Source organism: Chromobacterium aquaticum (genome assembly GCF_021129195.1).
Taxonomy (GTDB): Bacteria; Pseudomonadota; Gammaproteobacteria; order Burkholderiales; family Chromobacteriaceae; genus Chromobacterium; species Chromobacterium aquaticum.
Genome location: NZ_JAJOHW010000066.1, coordinates 16,601 through 33,728 on the forward strand (window position 1 = coordinate 16,601; position 17,128 = coordinate 33,728).

A 17,128-nucleotide genomic window follows, 5' to 3' on the forward strand; every position below is an offset into this window, starting at 1 on the left:
GATGAGCGCGGTAATCCGCATGGAGGAGTTGGCGGCGCATCCGGAGTATCTGTCGATAGCCGATATCGACGGCGTGCGGCTGGATTTGCGCTATGCCTGCGCCAACAATTTCGTTGGGCGCAATCTGTACGGCGACGCGGCGCCGGCCTTGCTGCACCGTCGCGCCGCCGAGCAACTGTCCCAGGCGGCGCGGGCGCTGAGCCTGCAGCGGCCGGGGTACCGGCTGCGGGTATTCGACGCGCTACGCCCGGGGCGGGTGCAGCGGGTGCTGTGGGATATTGTCAAGGACACGCCGCAGCGCATTTATGTGGCCGATCCGGCGCGCGGCTCGATTCACAGCTTCGGCATGGCGGTGGACCTGAGCGTGGAGGACGCGGAGGGGCGCGAGCTGGACATGGGCACCGGGTTCGACGACTTCACCGAACTGGCCCAGCCGCAGCGCGAGCCGGAGCTGACGCGGACCGGGCGGCTGAGCGCGGCGCAGCTGGACAATCGCCTGCTGCTGCGCGGCTGCATGCTGGAGGCCGGCTTTTACGGCATCGCCACCGAGTGGTGGCATTTCGAGGCGGCGGAGCGCAACTGGGTGCGCGCCCATATGCTGCTGATCGAGTAGACGGATCCGCGCTAATGCCGCCGCGCTGGCGGCTTTATGCCCGGCAGGCATTTAGCAAACCGCGAATTTTCAGGCAATATGGCCGTTGGCCTTATCCTTAGCGCCTGTTCACGATCTCGCGAGCTAAGGCGAGACAAGGCCATGCGGCTGAGAAAGCGGAGTGTACACATGGTACATGAGCATTTCGAGGACGGCTTCAACGCCGTATCGCCGACGCGCAGCAGATCGTGAACAGGTTCTTCGAAGCACCAGCAGAGAAACATCAATGGCATCCGACAATACCGAACAAGCCTGTTGGCACCCGGAAACCCAGGCAATCCGCGGCGGCCGTGAAATCAGCGAATATCGCGAACACAGCCAAAGCCTGCATCTGACTTCCAGCTTCACTTATGATTCGGCGGAACAGGCCGCCGCCATGTTCCTGGGCGAACTGGACGGTTACACCTATTCCCGTTTCACCAATCCCACCGTTGCCGCCTTTCAGCAGCGGCTGGCGCTGATGGAGGACGGCGAGCGCGCGATCGCCACCGCCACCGGCATGGCGGCGATACAAGCCATCATGATGAGCTTGCTCAAGGCCGGCGATCACATCCTGTCCTCGCAAAGCCTGTTCGGTTCCACCACCAATCTATTCGCCGGCCTGTTGGCCAAGTTCGGGGTGGAAACCACCTTTGTCGACGCCACCGATCTGCAAGCCTGGCGCGATGCGTTGCGGCCGAGTACCCGGCTGTTGTTCCTGGAGACACCGTCCAATCCGCTGACCGAAATCGCGGACATCGCCGCCATTGCCGACATTGCCCATCAACACGGCGCCTTGCTGGTGGTGGACAACAGCTTCTGTTCCCCGGCCTTGCAGCGGCCGCTGCGCCTGGGCGCCGATCTGGTGATGCATTCGGCCACCAAATACCTGGACGGCCACGGCCGGGTGATGGGCGGCGCGGTGGTGGGCAGCGACGCGCTGATCGAACAGATTTATTTGCATGTGCGCACCGCCGGGCCGACGTTGGCGCCGTTCAATGCCTGGACCCTGCTCTCCGGCATGGAAACCCTGCATCTGCGGATGGAAAAGCACAGCGCCAACGCGCTGGAGTTGGCGCGCTGGTTGGAGGCGCAGCCGGCGGTGGAGCGGGTGTTCTACCCAGGTCTGGCCAGTCATCCGCAGCATGAGCTGGCGCTGCGCCAGCAAAGCGGCGGCGGCGCGGTGGTGTCCTTCGTGGTCAAGGGGGGCAGGGCCGAGGCTTGGCGCGTGGTGGATCGGGTGCAGCTGATTTCGCGCACCGCCAACCTGGGCGACGTCAAGTCCACCATTACGCATCCCGCGTCCACCACCCACGCCCGCATCACGCCGGAAGCCAGGTCCAAGGCTGGCATCGTCGAAGGCCTGTTGCGGGTGGCGGTGGGCCTGGAGCATGTCGAGGATCTGAAGCGGGATTTGGCGCGCGGCCTTGACTAAAAGCTTTCAACATGTGTTTCATTCAAACGGCAGTCTAAAATACGGACTGCCGCTTTTGTTGCCGCCCTGAGAGTTTGGCCCGAGCGCCGTCGAGACATGTCTTGACATTCGTCAAATTAAAACGTAAGTTTGAAACGCTTGTTCGAAAGCTGAAATGAGCAAGACCATAAAACCAGCAAATACAAAAAAGGCACTGGAGAACATGGAAGCAAGCCGCCCCGATACCTCCACCCGCATTCTTGACGTTGCAGAACGCTTGTTTGTGGAGCACGGTTTCGAAGCGACCTCGCTGCGCATGATCACCCAGCAAGCCGAGGTAAACCTGGCCGCGGTGAATTATCACTTCGGCTCCAAGGACGCGTTGTTCGAGTCCGTGTTCATGCGCAGGCTGGCACCGCTGATTGCGGACTGCCTGGCGGAACTGGACAAGCTGGAGGCGGAGGCCTCGGAGGAGAAACTAGCAGTGGAAGGCCTGGTGCTGTCGTTCATACGGCCCTGTCTGTCACTGTCCAAGGACCCGTCGCGCGGCGGGGCGATGTTCGTGCGCCTGTTGTCGCGCACACTGGTGGAAAACCACCGCCTGTTGCGCGAAACCATCTCCCAGCAGTACAGCGTGTTCGTCCAGCGGTATAGCCGCGCGTTTCAGCGCGCCTTGCCTATGCTGGACACGGAGCAGCTGGCCTGGAGAATGCATCTTGCATTCAGCGTCATGTTCAACGCCTTCGCCGGCAATGATGTGCTGAAGATTTTCACGCGCAGTCAGATCGTCAGCGCGCGCGATCCGGACATGATAGTCAAATACCTCGTGCCCTTTGTGATGGCTGGCTTGGTCGCGCCCATGGAAGGCTGATTCCGGAGCGCAGGGCAGGGCGGGGCAATCATCGCCGCGTCCCTTGCTGTTGCCGCCGGAACGGAAGGGTCAACACGAGGGTAAAACAAAATGATATCTGCCGTTGTTCTGGTCGTGCTGCTGGGCGCGCTGGCGTATTTCCGCGCGCCTGTTCTGGCCTGGACCGTGGGGCTGGCCGCCTGGCTAGCCGCGCTCCAGTTCGTCTTCCATTGCCCGCTGCCGCCGGCTGCTTGGGTTGTTTTTGCGGTGATCGCCGCCGTTCTCAATCTTCCGCCGCTGCGCCGCGCCGTGTTCACCGGCCCGGTATTCGGCGTGTTCAAGAAAATCACGCCGGCGATGTCCCAGACCGAGCAGGAGGCCATCAACGCCGGCACGGTATGGTGGGATCGCGACCTGTTCTCCGGCAAACCGGACTGGAACCGCCTGCTGTCCTTTCCCGATCCCAAGCTGACGCCGGAGGAGCAGGCCTTCATCGACGGTCCCACCGAGCAGCTGTGCGCGATGATTGACGATTGGAAGATCACCCACGAGCTGAAGGATCTGCCGCCGGAAGTGTGGCAGTTCATCAAGGACAACGGCTTCCTGGGCATGATCGTCAAGAAGCAGTACGGCGGCCTGGAATTCTCCAACTATGCTCACGCCAAGGTGGTGACCAAGATCGCCACCCGCGGCGGCACCGCCGCGGTATCGGTGATGGTGCCCAATTCCCTGGGCCCGGGCGAATTGCTGCAGCATTACGGCACCGAGGCGCAGAAGGATTATTATCTGCCGCGTCTGGCCAAGGGTCAGGAGATCCCGTGCTTCGCGCTGACCAGCCCCTACGCGGGCTCGGACGCCGGTAGCATTCCCGACTACGGCATCGTCTGCCGCGGTTCCTACACCCATCCGCGCACCGGCGAGCGTTTCGACGACGTGCTCGGCCTGCGCGTCAGCTGGGAAAAGCGCTGGATCACGCTGGCCCCGGTGGCCACCATCCTGGGCCTGGCGTTCAAGATGTACGACCCCGAGCATCTGCTGGGCGATAAAGAGGACCTGGGCATCACCTGCGCGCTGGTGCCCACCGAGCACGAAGGCGTGGCCATCGGCCGTCGCCATTTCCCGGGCGGCGCCGCCTTCATGAACGGCCCGACCTGGGGCAAGGACGTGTTCATTCCGCTGGACTGGATCATCGGCGGCCGCGAATTCGCCGGCCAGGGCTGGCGCATGTTGGTCGAATGCCTGTCGGTGGGCCGTTGCATCTCCCTGCCGGCGATGTCGGTGGCTTCCGGCAAGATGAGCACCTTCGTTACCGGCGCCTATGCGCGCATCCGCGATCAGTTTGGTCTGCCCATCGGCAAGTTCGAGGGCGTGGACGAGGCGATGGCGCGCATCGGTGGCTACACCTATCAGATGGAAGCGTCGCAAGACCTGGCGCTGACCGGTCTCGACAATGGTGAAAAACCGTCGGTGTTGTCCGCCATCCTCAAGTACCACAATACCGAGCGCATGCGCAAAGCCATCAACGACGCGATGGACATCCATGGAGGCAAGGCGGTGGTGCTGGGCCCGCGCAACTATCTGGCGCGCGCCTATCAGGCGATTCCGATCGGCATCACCGTGGAAGGCGCCAACATCCTGACCCGTTCGATGATCATCTACGGTCAGGGCGCGATCCGCTGCCATCCCTTCGTGCTGCGCGAGATGAAGGCGGCGATGGCCAATGACGGCAAGGAATTCGACGCCGCCATCACCGGCCACATCAACTTCGTGATCAGCAATGTGGTGCGTTCGCTGTGGCTGGGCCTGAGCGGCGCCCGTTTCGTCGGCGCGCCGCGCGGCGGCGAGGTGGGTGTCTACTATCGCCGGCTGACCCGTTTCTCCAGCGCCTTCGCCTTGCTGTCCGATATGGCGATGTTCAGCCTGGGCGGCAGCCTGAAATTCCGCGAGAAGTTGTCCGCGCGTCTGGGCGACATGCTGTCCGGCCTCTATATCGCCTCGGCTTGCCTGAAGCGCTTCGAGCGCGACGGCGCGCCCAAGGAAGACCTGGCGCTGCTGCAATGGTCGGTGGAAAACGCCTTGTACGATGTGCAGCAGGCGATGGACGGCTTCCTGGCCAACCTGCCCAGCCGCATGCTGGCGGCAGTGCTGCGCAAGCTGATCTTCCCGTGGGGCCTGACGCTGAAGCCGGCGTCCGACCGTGTAGGCACCAAGATCGCCCGCGCGATGATGGAGCCCGGCGCCACCCGCGAGCGGCTGATCCGCGGCATGTATCTGCCCAAGGAAGAAACCGATGCGGTGGGCGTGCTGGCGCACGCGTTGGAAGCGGTGCTTGCGACCGAGCCGCTGGAGCAGAAGTTGCGCAAACTGGCGCGCGACGGCCAATTCAAGACCGTGACTGCGCGCGAGCGTCTGGCGGAAGCCTTGCAGGGTGGCGTGTTGAGCCAGGCCGAATTCGACGCCGTCAGCCGCGCGCGCAAGCTCAAGCGCGACGTGATCATGGTGGACGATTTCGACAAGATGCTGGAACAGCACGACGATAAGCTGTTGCAACGCTTGATCTTCTGAGCCTAGAGGGTAAGATTTGCCGGGAGCGATCCCGGCATTTCAGCCAAGCGGCCGTCGAGGCGGCCGCTTGGCTGAAATGCCGCCAAGTCGCAGGCGCCGAGCGGCGCATAATAACAAAGGAGCAAGCATGGACCGCCCTGAAGTCCGGATCCCGACGCTGCGCGTGCGCGCGCTGCCCACCAGCACCAATGCTTACGGCCGGGTCCAGGCCGGCTGGCTGATGAACCAGATCGACATGGCCGGCAGCCTGGATGCCGAACGCCTGTCTCGCGGGCCGGTGACCACGGTGGCGGTGAACACCTTCCAGTTCGCCGCGCCCATCCTGCTGGGCGATGTGGTGGATCTTTATGTCGAGAGGCTGAGGATAGGCCAGAAATCCATCACCCTGAAAATCACGGTCGAGGCGGAGCGCATCGATGGCTCGCACGAGGCGATCACCGAGGTGGTGGCCACCTATGTGGCCGTTGATTGCGATGGAAAATCGCGACTTTTGGGCGATATTTAGCGCATTTCGGTGCTTTTTTGCGTGCTTGTTGTAGAAATGTCTCATTAAACGTTTGTTTGGAACAAACACTCCAAAACCTTGGTGGAATTGCTCTAATTCTCTGGTAGCATCAAATATGACCAGTGCGTGCCATTGGTCATCTAAATCATAAAACGCTACAGCAATACAAAGAGAGAGGGAGAACATGAAACTCAAGCACCTCAGCCTGTCCGTGATGGTCATGGGCGCAACATTCGGTCTAATGTCCACCCAGGCCGTGGCCTCGGGTTATCAGTTTGGTTCGCAGAGCGTGTCCGGCCAGGGCACCGCGCATGCCAACGGCGCCGAAGCCAACGATCCTTCCACCATCTTCGCCAACCCGGCCGGCCTGTCGCGGCTGGACGGCACCCAGTTTTCCGGCGGTCTTACCTTTGTGGTGCCGCATTCTGAATATACCGACAATGGCTCTACCAATTTTGCCAATAAGCCCACTGGTGGTGGTAATGGGGGCTCTTTTGCGCCTTCGGTGGTGGTTGCGCCTAACTTTTATTTGTCGCACAAACTGAACGAAAAGATTAACTTGGGCGTGGGCGTCTTTGTTCCGTATGGTGCAAAGTTAGATTATGACAGTGGCTGGGCCGGACGCTATGCCTTGCAAAATGTTGACCTAAAGTCCTTCAATATTAATCCAAGCATGTCATTCAAGTTGGATGACCGTCATGCGTTTGGCTTTGGTGTTTCGGCCCAGTATCTTGATGCCACTTTGCAGCAAGCTGCGGATGTGCGTACGGGGATTGGTCAGTTGCTGGCTGGCGCAAATGGAATGAATCCCAATGTCGTTGGCGGTGCATTGGTGCAAGGGCAGCTTAATGCCTTGGGCGTGTCTGGGGATGGTACGGCTCGCATCTCTGGCGATGATTGGGGGTTTGGCTGGAACGTCGGTTATATGTTTACTTTGGATGAAAATACTCGATTCGGCCTTGCATATCGCTCAGCGATCAAGCAGAAGCTAGAGGGAACGGCGGATTGGGATTTCTCTAATGTGAAGGGTAATTTGGCAGGGCTCGGCATTCCCAATCTTCCGGCTTATTTGAGTGCGAAGAAGCACCCGGATACGAGTGCAACTGTAGATGTGACGACCCCGGAGACCGCGTCGGCTAACTTCTTCCATCAGTTGAATTCGAAGTGGGCGGTAATGGGCGATGTGACCTGGGTGGCCAATTCGCAAATGAAGGATATTGTTATCAAGCAGGGTACGGTGAATGGTGTCTCTCAGGGGGATATCACAATTCATCAGAACTGGCGTGATACATGGCGTGTGTCTTTGGGCGCCAACTACCTGTACAACGATGCCTGGCTGTTCCGTGGTGGCGTGGCTTGGGAGCAATCGCCGCTGAAGTCTGATAATGACCGTCATCCGGCTATCCCGGACAGCGATCGTCTGTGGTTGTCGCTGGGCGCCAACTACAAGATCAACAAGCAGAGCTCGGTCGACTTTGCATATAGCTTCATCAACTTTGCAAATGCCAATGTGAACTACACTGATGCGTGCAGCCCTTCTGGTAACAATGGTGCCTGCACTGGCAACGGCGGCACGGTCAAAGGTAGCTACAAGACCTATCTGCAGTTGATCGGCCTGCAGTACAACTATCGCTTCTGATTTTGATCCGGCCGGCGGGTCCGGCTGAGTGGAGGGGCGGGCGCTTGCGCTCGCCCCTGCTTGCGTTGTTGGCCGACCTGGCTGGCTGCTTTTTGCCCTGATTTTTCATCGAACACCCCCTGTTTTTTTGCCCAAATTGGGTTAGACTTATTCGAGAGAAAAGCGAGTGTTTGATATTTTTCAATACAGACTTTTCCTGACTGCGCTTGGCGGTGTTTGCTATGGCTGCCAAGCCGGTTTTTCAGTAGATTGATGGCTATCCGCCATGGCATGGGAAAGCATTCCCATCCGGGCAAGAGAGCCGGGCTGGCCGGGTATTACACAAGCACTTCCGACCAGCCGAGTAGTGCCGGCTGTAGCGGCGGCGCGCCGCCGACTCAGCGCAAGGACGAACAACGCCCGTCCTTGAAGCAGGCTGAGCAGGCGAGAGGGGCCTGTCTCATGTTGTGTTTCAACAAAACGAGGAAACCATGTCTCAAACCAAGTTCAACGTACGCAAGGTCGCCGTGCTAGGCGCTGGCGTGATGGGCGCTCAAATCGCCGCCCATCTGGTGAATGCCAAAGTTCCGACCATCCTGTTCGATCTGCCGGCCAAGGAAGGCGACAAGAACGGCATCGTGCTCAAGGCGCTGGAAGGCCTGAAAAAGCAGAAGCCGGCGCCCTTGGCCAACAAGGATGCCGTCAACCACATTCAGCCGGCCAATTACGACGACCATCTGCACCTCTTGAAGGATTGCGACCTGGTGATCGAGGCCATCGCCGAGCGCATGGACTGGAAAGTGGACCTGTACCACAAAGTGGCGCCGCATCTGGGTGAGCACACCATTTTCGCCACCAATACTTCCGGCCTGTCGATCAACACCCTGGCGCAGGGCTGCCCGGACAGCGTGCGCCCGCGTTTCTGCGGCGTGCATTTCTTCAATCCGCCGCGCTATATGCACCTGGTGGAAATCATTCCCTGCCTGACCTCGGACGCTCACATCCTGGATAATCTGGAGCGCTTCCTGGTGTCCAGCCTGGGCAAGGGCGTGGTGCGCGCCAAGGATACGCCCAACTTCGTCGCCAACCGCATCGGCGTGTTCTCTATGCTGGCCACCATCGCCAACGCGGCCAAGTTTGGCATCCGCTTCGATGTGGTGGACGATCTGACCGGCCCGCGCCTGGGCCGCCCCAAGTCCGCCACTTTCCGCACCGCCGACGTGGTGGGCCTGGATACCTTCGCCCACGTGGTCAAGACCATGCAGGACACCCTGCCGCAAGATCCGTGGCATGGCCTGTTCCAGACCCCGGAATGGATGCAGAAGCTGATCGCCGCCGGCGCGCTGGGCGCCAAGACCAAGGCCGGCATCTATAAGAAAGACGGCAAGCGCATGTTGGTGCTGGACCCGGCCAAGGGCGAGTATGTCGGCGCCGGCGAGAAGGGCGACGACGCGGTCAAGGACATCCTGAAGATCGCCAATCCGGCGGAAAAATTCCAGAAACTGCGCGAGAGCAGCCACCCGCAGGCGCAATTCCTGTGGGCATGTTTCCGCGATGTGTTCCATTACATTTCCCACCATCTGGCCGATATCGCCAACTGCGCGCGCGATGTCGACTTCGCCATCCGCTGGGGCTTCGGCTGGAGCGTGGGTCCGTTCGAAACCTGGCAGGCCGCCGGTTGGCAGCAAGTGGCCAAGTGGCTGGACGAAGACGTGAAAGCCGGCAAGGCGCTGAGCGCCGCCGCGCTGCCGGCCTGGGTGCTGCAGGGCGACCGCGCCGGCGTGCACTTCGCCGAAGGTTCCTTCGATCCGGCCGGCAACAAGCTGGTGGGCCGTTCCACGCTGGACGTGTACCAGCGCCAGCTGGCGCCGGCCAAGGTGCTGGGCGAGGCGGCGGCGCCGCTGGGCGAAACCGTGTTCGAGAACGAGGGCGTGCGCGCCTTCACCACCGGCGACGAAGTATTGGTGGTGTCGTTCAAGAGCAAGGCGCACGCGATCGGTCCGGCCGTGATCGAGGGCTTGAACAAGGCCATCGACATCGCCGAAGACCGCTTCAAGGGCTTGGTGATCTGGCAGACCGAGGAGCCGTTCTCCGTTGGCGCCGATCTGCAGTCTATGATGCCGGCCTTCATGATGGGCGACTGGGACGCGATCGACGCGACGGTGCGCCGCTTCCAGGAAACCTCGATGCGCCTGCGCTATTGCCAGGTACCGACGGTGGCGGCGACCCAGGGCTATGTGTTCGGCGGTGGCTGCGAATTCGCGATGCACTGCGACAAGACCGTGGCGGCGCTGGAATCCTATGTCGGCCTGGTGGAAGTGGGCGTTGGCCTGCTGCCGGGCGGCGGCGGTTGCAAGGAGTTCGCGCTGCGCGCCGCTCAGGAGGCGCGCGGCGATGTACTGGCCGCGCTGAAGGACTACTTCATGGCCATCGCCACCGCCAAAGTGGCCACCAGCGGCTTCGAGGCGCAGGAAATCGGCTTCTTCCGCAACGGCGACCCGGTGGTGTTCAACGCCTACGAGCTGCTGCACGTGGCCAAACAGCAGGCGATCGCGCTGGCCGAGGCCGGCTATCGTCCGCCGCTCAAGGTCAAGGGCTTCCCGGTGGCCGGCCGCAGCGGCGCCGCGTCGATCAAGGGCCAGTTGGTGAACATGCTGGAAGGCAACTTCATTTCCAAGCATGACTTCTTCATCGCCGGCCTGATCGCCGACGTGATGACCGGCGGCGACATCGAAGCCGGCACCCTGGTCAATGAGCAGTGGATTCTGGACCTGGAACGCAAGGCCTTCATGACCTTGCTGAAGAACTCCAAGACCCAGGATCGCATTGCCAATATGTTGACCACCGGCAAGCCGCTGCGCAACTAAGTGCTTGGGGATGATTCTGCTGCGCGCGCCGATATCGAATGCTGCGATGCTCGCCGTACCGCATGTACGGCTGCGCTTCTCGCTTCGATCTCGGCCCGCTCGCGACGAATCCTCCCGCAAGCACGGCCAATAGCCAGATGAAAGGCCGCCTGATCGCCGTAGCGCGGATCAGGCCGCCGACAGGAGAATCAAAAATGAGCAAACAAGTACAAGAAGCCTACATCGTCGCCGCCACCCGCACGCCGGTGGGCAAGGCGCCGCGCGGCATGATGCGCAATGTGCGTCCGGACGACATGCTGGCGCATGTGATCACCGGCGCGCTGGCCCAGGTGCCGAACCTGGACCCCAAGCTGATTTCCGATTGCGTGGTGGGTTGCGCGTTTCCGGAAGCGGAGCAGGGTCTGAACATGGCGCGCATCGGCGTGCTGCTGGCCGGTCTGCCCGACACCGTGGGCGGCATCACCATCAACCGTTACTGCTCGTCCGGCATCAACGCGGTGCAGATGGCCGCCGACCGCATCCGCCTGGGCGAGGCCGACGTGGTGATCGCCGCGGGTTCCGAGTCGATGTCCCTGGTGCCGATGATGGGCAACAAGGTGTCGCTGAATCCGGAAATCTTCAGCAAGGATGAGAACTACGGCATCGCTTACGGCATGGGCCTGACCGCCGAGAAAGTGGCGCAGCAATGGGGCGTGTCGCGTGAAGATCAGGACGCGTTCGCGGTGGAGTCGCATCGCCGCGCGCTGGCCGCGATCGACGGCGGCAAGTTCAAGAGCGAGATCACGCCGCTGGAAGCGATCTACCGCACGCCTAATCTGGAAACCGGCGAAGTGCTGGTCAAGAAGCGGGTGCTGGACACCGATGAAGGCCCGCGTCGCGAAACCACGCTGGAAGGCCTGGCCAAGCTGAAGACGGTATTCGACGCCAAGGGTTCGGTGACCGCCGGCAACTCCTCGCAGATGTCCGATGGCGCCGGCGCGGTGATTCTGGTGTCCGAGCGCGTGCTCAAGGAGTTCAACCTGACGCCGCTGGGTCGTTATGTGACTTTCGCGGTCAAGGGCGTGCCGCCGGAAATCATGGGCATCGGCCCGAAAGAGGCGATCCCGGCCGCGCTGAAGCAAGCAGGCCTGCAGCAGGACGATCTGAAGTGGATCGAACTGAACGAGGCGTTTGCGGCTCAGGCGCTGGCGGTGATCCGCGATCTGAACCTGGACACTTCCAAGGTCAACCCGCATGGCGGCGCGATCGCCCTGGGTCACCCGCTGGGCGCCACCGGCGCCATCCGCACCGCCACCCTGGTGCACGGCATGCGCGACGCCGGCCAGAAGGGTTACGGCATGGTGACCATGTGCATCGGCACTGGCATGGGCGCAGCCGGCATCATCGAAGTGCTGTAAGACGCGTTTTTTCGACGCAAAAAAACCGGCTCGCGATGGTGAGCCGGTTTTTTATTGCGCCTCAGTCGACTTTGGACAGGGTGTCGAAGTCGCTGTGGCTGCAATCCTCGTACTCATGCTGCGGCGTCTTGAGGCGGATCTGGTAGGACTTGCCCTGCGCCGCCAGTACCAGTTGCTTGTCCGGCTGGGTCAAGGCCTTGGGCATCAAGAAGCAGCGCTGGCCCTTGCGCGAATTGGGCTGGGTGATGTAGATCGCGGTGGACGGCGGCGACTCCGGGCGCTCCGGGTCCAGCAGCGATACGCCGACCGGGCTTTGACCGAGGATCTCGATGCCGACCTTGGTGCCGTTGCTCTGACGCAGTATCCGGCGGATCACGCCCAGCAACAGCGGGTGATTCTCCGCCTTGACCAGGATGACGCGGCCGATGGCCAGCTGTTCCACCGCCTTGCCGATGAAGGTGAGGCCCATGCCGGTGGCGCTGATGTCATTGATGCGCCAGTCGCTGGCGCGCTCGGAATCGTGCTCCTGCACATCCTGAACCTTGACCTGGTAAGCGACGCGCTCGAAGCCGATATTGACCAGCGCATTGGACGCATGCAGGGAGCGCTCGGACTTGCGCAGCGACTTGCCGCCGTCGGTAGACCAGCGGATGGCCAGTTTTTCGCATAGAATGGCCCATTCCTCGCGCTCCAGATTGCCATCCATGGCGGCGAGGGCGGGCGGAATGCGGCGGTCCAGATCGAACATCAGATCAGCCAATCGGCTGGTGATGACATAGGCGGACCAATAGCGGTGCCATTTGCCGGCCATGCCGCGCAACATCGCCTGCGGCGGCTCAGGCATCGACAGATTGTAGACGAAGATGGGTTCCTCCACCGGTGGCTGCTTGTCCAGCGGTATGCCCTGGCTCAACATCATCAGCAACTGATCAACGGCGACGATTTCCCGGTGCAGCATATTGTCGGTCTGCGCCAGAAACAGCATGCCGGCCTGGATCAGCAATTGCTCGCAGCTGAATTCTTCCGGACTGTTCAGGTACAGCTTGACCGGATGGCGCGCGAAACCGCTTTCCTCCGCCTGACTGTAAAAGCGGAAGCCGTTCTGCCAGGCCGAGCCTTCCGGCTTCAGGTAGCGCAGCGAATTCCAGGCGATCAGGCGCATCTGGTGGTGCAGGCCGCGGGTGGTGATGATGCGGATCTCGTCGTCGGGCACGGCGTTGGGATGGCTTTTGTAGAGCCTCAGACAGATCTGGTAGGCGGAGGACAGCTCATGCCAGTAGGCGAGGATGGTGGGCAGATAGCCCTTGCTGCCGCCCTTGGACTGCAGATAATCCTGGCACAGCTGGCGGTGGATGTTATTGGCCTTGTCATCAACATAGACTAAGGTCTTGACACGTTCCTTGAGCGATATCTCGGTGTCGGTATTGATTTTTGCGACGGCCTTGATGATTTCGACCAGGGCGCCGAAATACTCGGCCTGCGGCAAATCGCGCACTAATAGCGTCGCTGACTGCGCCACTTCGGACGCTGTCGTGTTTTTGTTCAGAAGGGAACTGACTAGTGATTTGAAGTCAAACATTTAGCCCGGCTTTATAGGAAATTATGTTTTCATTAGCATATCGCTATATCTTACGCCACGCGCAGGCGCGGGTGAAACGGTAATTCTCATTATTTACCCATATGCTTACAAATAACAATCACGGGAATCGGCGGCAGCGGCTGCTGGGCTTGATCTTGGCCGGTGTTTTGGCGCAGACGGCCTGGGCCGGCGCTGAAGCCGCGGTCGACGCCTATCCGCCGCAAGGCGTGGGTCTGGTGCTGGGAGGCGGCGGCGCGCGGGGTTTTGCCCATTTGGGGGTGCTCAAGGAATTGGAGCGTTTGCGGGTGCCTATCGCTTGCATCGCCGGCACCAGCGCCGGCGCCTTGATTGGTGGTATTTATGCAAATGGCTTGCCGCTGGAGCAGATGGAGCGCGAATTCGATGGCGCCGACTGGGAGGCCTTGCTGTCCGGCAAGCCGGTGCGCGCCGATGTGCCCTATGACCGCAAGCGCGATGATTACAAGAACTATCTGGACATTACCTTCGGCCTGAAGAAAGACGGCCTGGGCGTGCCGCGCAGCGCGATCAACTCCCAGGAAATCGAGCTTTACATCCACAAGCTGACCCGCGATCGGGTGGTGGGCAATTTCGATCAATTGCCGATTCCGTTCCGCGCCATCGCCACCGATCTGGCCACCGGCGAACCGGTGGTGTTCTCCCAGGGCTCGCTGGCGCGCGCGCTGCGCGCCAGCATGGCGGTGCCGGGTCTGTTCGACTTGATCGAGGACGATGAGGGCCGCTTGCTGGTGGATGGCGGCCTGGCGCGCAACCTGCCTATCCAGGACGTCAAGGGCCGCTGCGCGGATCATGTGATCGTGGTCGATGTGTCCACGCCGCTGATGAAGGCGGGGGAAATCCATTCGCTGTTCGACGTGGTGGCGCAGACCTCCAATCTAATGGTCAGCCGCAACGCCAAGGAGCAGATGCGCAAGCTGGACAAGGGCGACATCGTGATCAAGCCGGATCTGAACGGCTACACCTCGGCCTCCTTCAATGAGCACCAGGCCATTACCCAGCGCGGCGAGGCAGCCGCCAAGGCGCTGGCCAAGCAGCTGGAAGCCTATTCGGTGTCGGAGGAGGAGTACGCCGCGTGGCGGCGCCGGCTGGCACGGCCGCATTTCCCGCTGATAGACAAGATCCAGGTGGAGGGTAAACCCGGCCAGTTCACCAAGCCGGAGCAATTGGCCAAGTCGCTGGCCTTCTCCTCGGTGGTTGAGCCGGTCAGCAGCGCCCAATCCAGGCTGCGCGGCGTGTTCGCCGGCGGCGATTACGACCGGTTGACCTATCGCGTCGACAATGTGTCCGGCCGTAATGTGATGACGGTGCTGCCGCTGGAGCGCAGCATCGGTCCTAATTTCATGCGTTTTGGCCTGAATCTGAGCAGCGCGACGCCGGGGGAGAGCAACTTCAATTTCTTGGCCTCGCATGAATGGCGCAACGCCAATAGCGCCGGCGGCGCCTGGCGCAACGATGTGTCCATAGGCCAGAACAAGCTGATCAAGACCGAGTGGTATCAGCCGCTGTACGAAGGCAGCCCGGTGTTCACCGCCGCCTCGCTGGGCTATCGCCAGGACTTCCTGCCGGTTTACAACTCTGACCACACGCTGAATCTGGAGTGGAATAATAATGTCGGCAGCGTGCGCCTGGATGGCGGCCTGGCCTTGGGGCGCTATGGCGAGTGGCGGATAGGCGCGTACCGGGACGACAACCATTTCAGCTCGCGGGTGTCATGGCTTCCCGGCGTGGTGCCGCCGAACTACCGAGATACCGGCATTGCCAGCAGCCTGGTGGTCGATCAGTTCGACAATCCGAAATGGCCGCGCGCCGGCTATTTCTTCAGCGGCCGCGTCACCAAGAGCATTCCGTCCTGGGGCAGCGATGTCAATCTGACGAGTTACGACACCGTGCTGGAGTACGCCAAGACCCTGGGCAGCGTGACGATGCGGCTCAGCGCCAAGAACAAGGGAGCGTTGAACCGCGGCAACGACGAAGCTTTCCTGGTGGTGCCCAGATCGCTGGGCGGCTTCCTGAACCTGAGCGGCTATCAGGATTCCGAGTTGATCGGCGAGCGCTCATCCTTGTTCCGTTCCATGCTGTACTGGCGCGCATCCAGCCTGCCGGCGGCTTTGGGGTCCGGTGTTTATGCCGGTATTTCTATGGAATTGGGCAAAATCTGGGGCAGGGTAGGGACCAACGATTGGTCGCAGAGCAATAGCGACTGGATTCCCGCCGGCTCGGTGTTCCTGGCCGCCGACACCATCATCGGTCCGTTCTTCGTCGGCATGGGGACGGCAAGAGGCGGCAAGCCGACTGCCTATCTCTATCTGGGTACCGACTATTGAACTGATCTCGGTTTATCCGCTGTTGGGAAAACCAAAAACGCTATATGGCGCAAGCCATATAGCGTTTTGTTTTTACTGGGCATTAGTGGGCGCTAGCGGTGGCCAGGCGTTGTTGTTGATCTTTTGGACGGTTGAATTTTAAGTTCATGTATTTTCTGTTGTTGATATGTTACGTAAAAATACAAACGTTTGAATAATTCTGGTGTTTTTTCCGGCTTTCCCCTATCAACAGTCGTGGGCCCAAAAACCAGAGTAAATACTCAGCCCGCATTTCATCGACTAGAGGAGAAACACCATGAAGAAGTTGCTACACGGAGTACTGCTGTGCCTGGGTTTGCTGCTGCCCTTGACCGCCGCCCATGCCGCGGCCGGCTACACCCAGACCCGCTACCCCATCGTGCTGGTCCACGGCTTGTTCGGTTTCGGCCAATTACTGGGGGTGGATTATTTCTACCAGGTGCCGGCGGCCTTGCGCGGCGACGGCGCCCAGGTGTTCATCGCCGAGGTGTCGGCGCTCAATAGCAATGAAGCGCGCGGCGAGCAGTTGCTGCAGCAGGTGCAAAAAATCATCGCCATCACCGGCGCGGCCAAGGTCAATCTGATCGGACATAGCCAGGGCGCGCCCACCGCGCGCTACGTGGCCGGCGTGCGGCCGGACCTGGTGGCGTCGGTGACGTCGGTGGGCGGGGTCAACAAGGGCTCGGTGGTGGCCGATATCGCGCGCGGCGTCGCGCCCCCGGGATCGGTGTCGGAAGCGGTGGCCGCCGCGGTGGCCAAGGCGCTGAGCACGGTGATCCAGTTCTTCGCCGGCACTTCCGGCCAGCCGCAATACCCGGCAGGGGCGCTGGACTCGCTGACCACCGCCGGCTCCGCCGCCTTCAGCGCCAAGTTTCCGCAAGGGGTGCCGAGCAGCGCCTGCGGCGAGGGCGACTACCAGGTGAACGGCATCCGCTATTACTCATGGACCGGTTCGGCCACGGTCACCAATGTGCTGGATCCCTTGTCCGCGCCCATGGGCGTGCTGGGGCTGGCTTTCGGCTCCACGCCCACCGATGGCCTGGTCGGCGCGTGCTCCGCGCATTTGGGGCAGGTGATTCGCGATAATTACCGGATGAATCACATGAATGAGATCAATCAGAGCTTTGGTCTGGTCAGCCTGTTCGAAGTGAGCCCGGTGAGCTTGTACCGGCAGCAGGCCAACCGTTTGAAGAACGCGGGGCTGTGATGCGGCGGGCCTGGATGGCTTGGGGCTGCGCGCTGCTCTTGGGCGTGCTGGCCTGGCTGGGCTGGCCCGCCGCCGATGACGCTGCGGCGCAGGCTGGCGGCACGGCCCCGCTGG

The 17,128-nt window shown here is 61.3% G+C and carries 12 protein-coding genes; 10 read left to right on the forward strand and 2 right to left on the reverse strand.

Annotation, left to right across the window (positions count from 1 at the left end; all coding sequences use genetic code 11):
- The first annotated feature begins 1 nt into the window (after window position 1).
- From LQT98_RS10805 to LQT98_RS10830, 6 genes are all read left to right on the forward strand, one after another.
- Window positions 2-613 carry a M15 family metallopeptidase gene (locus LQT98_RS10805; protein ID WP_048410618.1) on the forward strand — a complete coding sequence of 204 codons (612 nt, stop codon included), beginning with the start codon at window positions 2-4 and terminating at the stop codon, window positions 611-613.
- Between the two features lie 265 nt (window positions 614-878).
- Window positions 879-2,066, forward strand: a complete 1,188-nt coding sequence (locus LQT98_RS10810) for an O-succinylhomoserine sulfhydrylase (protein WP_048410617.1) — start codon at window positions 879-881, stop codon at window positions 2,064-2,066.
- Between the two features lie 202 nt (window positions 2,067-2,268).
- Window positions 2,269-2,916, forward strand: coding sequence for a TetR/AcrR family transcriptional regulator (locus LQT98_RS10815; RefSeq protein ID WP_048410616.1), 648 nt, complete (start codon window positions 2,269-2,271; stop codon window positions 2,914-2,916).
- A 90-nt stretch (window positions 2,917-3,006) separates the two neighbouring features.
- Window positions 3,007-5,460, forward strand: coding sequence for an acyl-CoA dehydrogenase (locus tag LQT98_RS10820; protein ID WP_231462335.1), 2,454 nt, complete (start codon window positions 3,007-3,009; stop codon window positions 5,458-5,460).
- Between the two features lie 127 nt (window positions 5,461-5,587).
- Window positions 5,588-5,965, forward strand: coding sequence for an acyl-CoA thioesterase (locus tag LQT98_RS10825; RefSeq protein WP_019102937.1), 378 nt, complete (start codon window positions 5,588-5,590; stop codon window positions 5,963-5,965).
- A 184-nt stretch (window positions 5,966-6,149) separates the two neighbouring features.
- Window positions 6,150-7,604, forward strand: a complete 1,455-nt coding sequence (locus LQT98_RS10830; protein WP_231462336.1) for an OmpP1/FadL family transporter — start codon at window positions 6,150-6,152, stop codon at window positions 7,602-7,604.
- Here the strand turns inward: LQT98_RS10830 and LQT98_RS10835 are convergent.
- Window positions 7,592-7,876, reverse strand: coding sequence for a hypothetical protein (locus LQT98_RS10835; protein WP_231462337.1), 285 nt, complete (start codon window positions 7,874-7,876; stop codon window positions 7,592-7,594). The genes LQT98_RS10830 and LQT98_RS10835 overlap by 13 nt on opposite strands.
- A 198-nt stretch (window positions 7,877-8,074) precedes the next feature.
- On the opposite strand from LQT98_RS10835, the gene LQT98_RS10840 reads away from it, so the two are divergent.
- A complete protein-coding gene (locus LQT98_RS10840) occupies window positions 8,075-10,450 on the forward strand; it encodes a 3-hydroxyacyl-CoA dehydrogenase/enoyl-CoA hydratase family protein (RefSeq protein WP_048411499.1) in 2,376 nt (791 codons plus the stop codon).
- A gap of 194 nt (window positions 10,451-10,644) precedes the next feature.
- On the forward strand, window positions 10,645-11,847 hold the full coding sequence (locus LQT98_RS10845) for an acetyl-CoA C-acyltransferase (RefSeq protein ID WP_048411500.1): 1,203 nt from the start codon (window positions 10,645-10,647) through the stop codon (window positions 11,845-11,847).
- A gap of 61 nt (window positions 11,848-11,908) precedes the next feature.
- On the opposite strand, the gene LQT98_RS10850 is transcribed toward LQT98_RS10845, so the two are convergent.
- Complete coding sequence (locus tag LQT98_RS10850; protein ID WP_231462338.1) at window positions 11,909-13,366, reverse strand: PilZ domain-containing protein; 1,458 nt, start codon at window positions 13,364-13,366, stop codon at window positions 11,909-11,911.
- A 215-nt stretch (window positions 13,367-13,581) separates the two neighbouring features.
- Here LQT98_RS10850 and LQT98_RS10855 point away from each other — a divergent pair, with 215 nt between their 5' ends.
- A complete protein-coding gene (locus LQT98_RS10855; RefSeq protein WP_231462339.1) occupies window positions 13,582-15,789 on the forward strand; it encodes a patatin-like phospholipase family protein in 2,208 nt (735 codons plus the stop codon).
- Between the two features lie 295 nt (window positions 15,790-16,084).
- Entirely contained in the window at window positions 16,085-17,014 is a 930-nt protein-coding gene (locus LQT98_RS10860) for an esterase/lipase family protein (RefSeq protein ID WP_048411503.1), read from the forward strand.
- Window positions 17,015-17,128 lie beyond the last annotated feature (114 nt).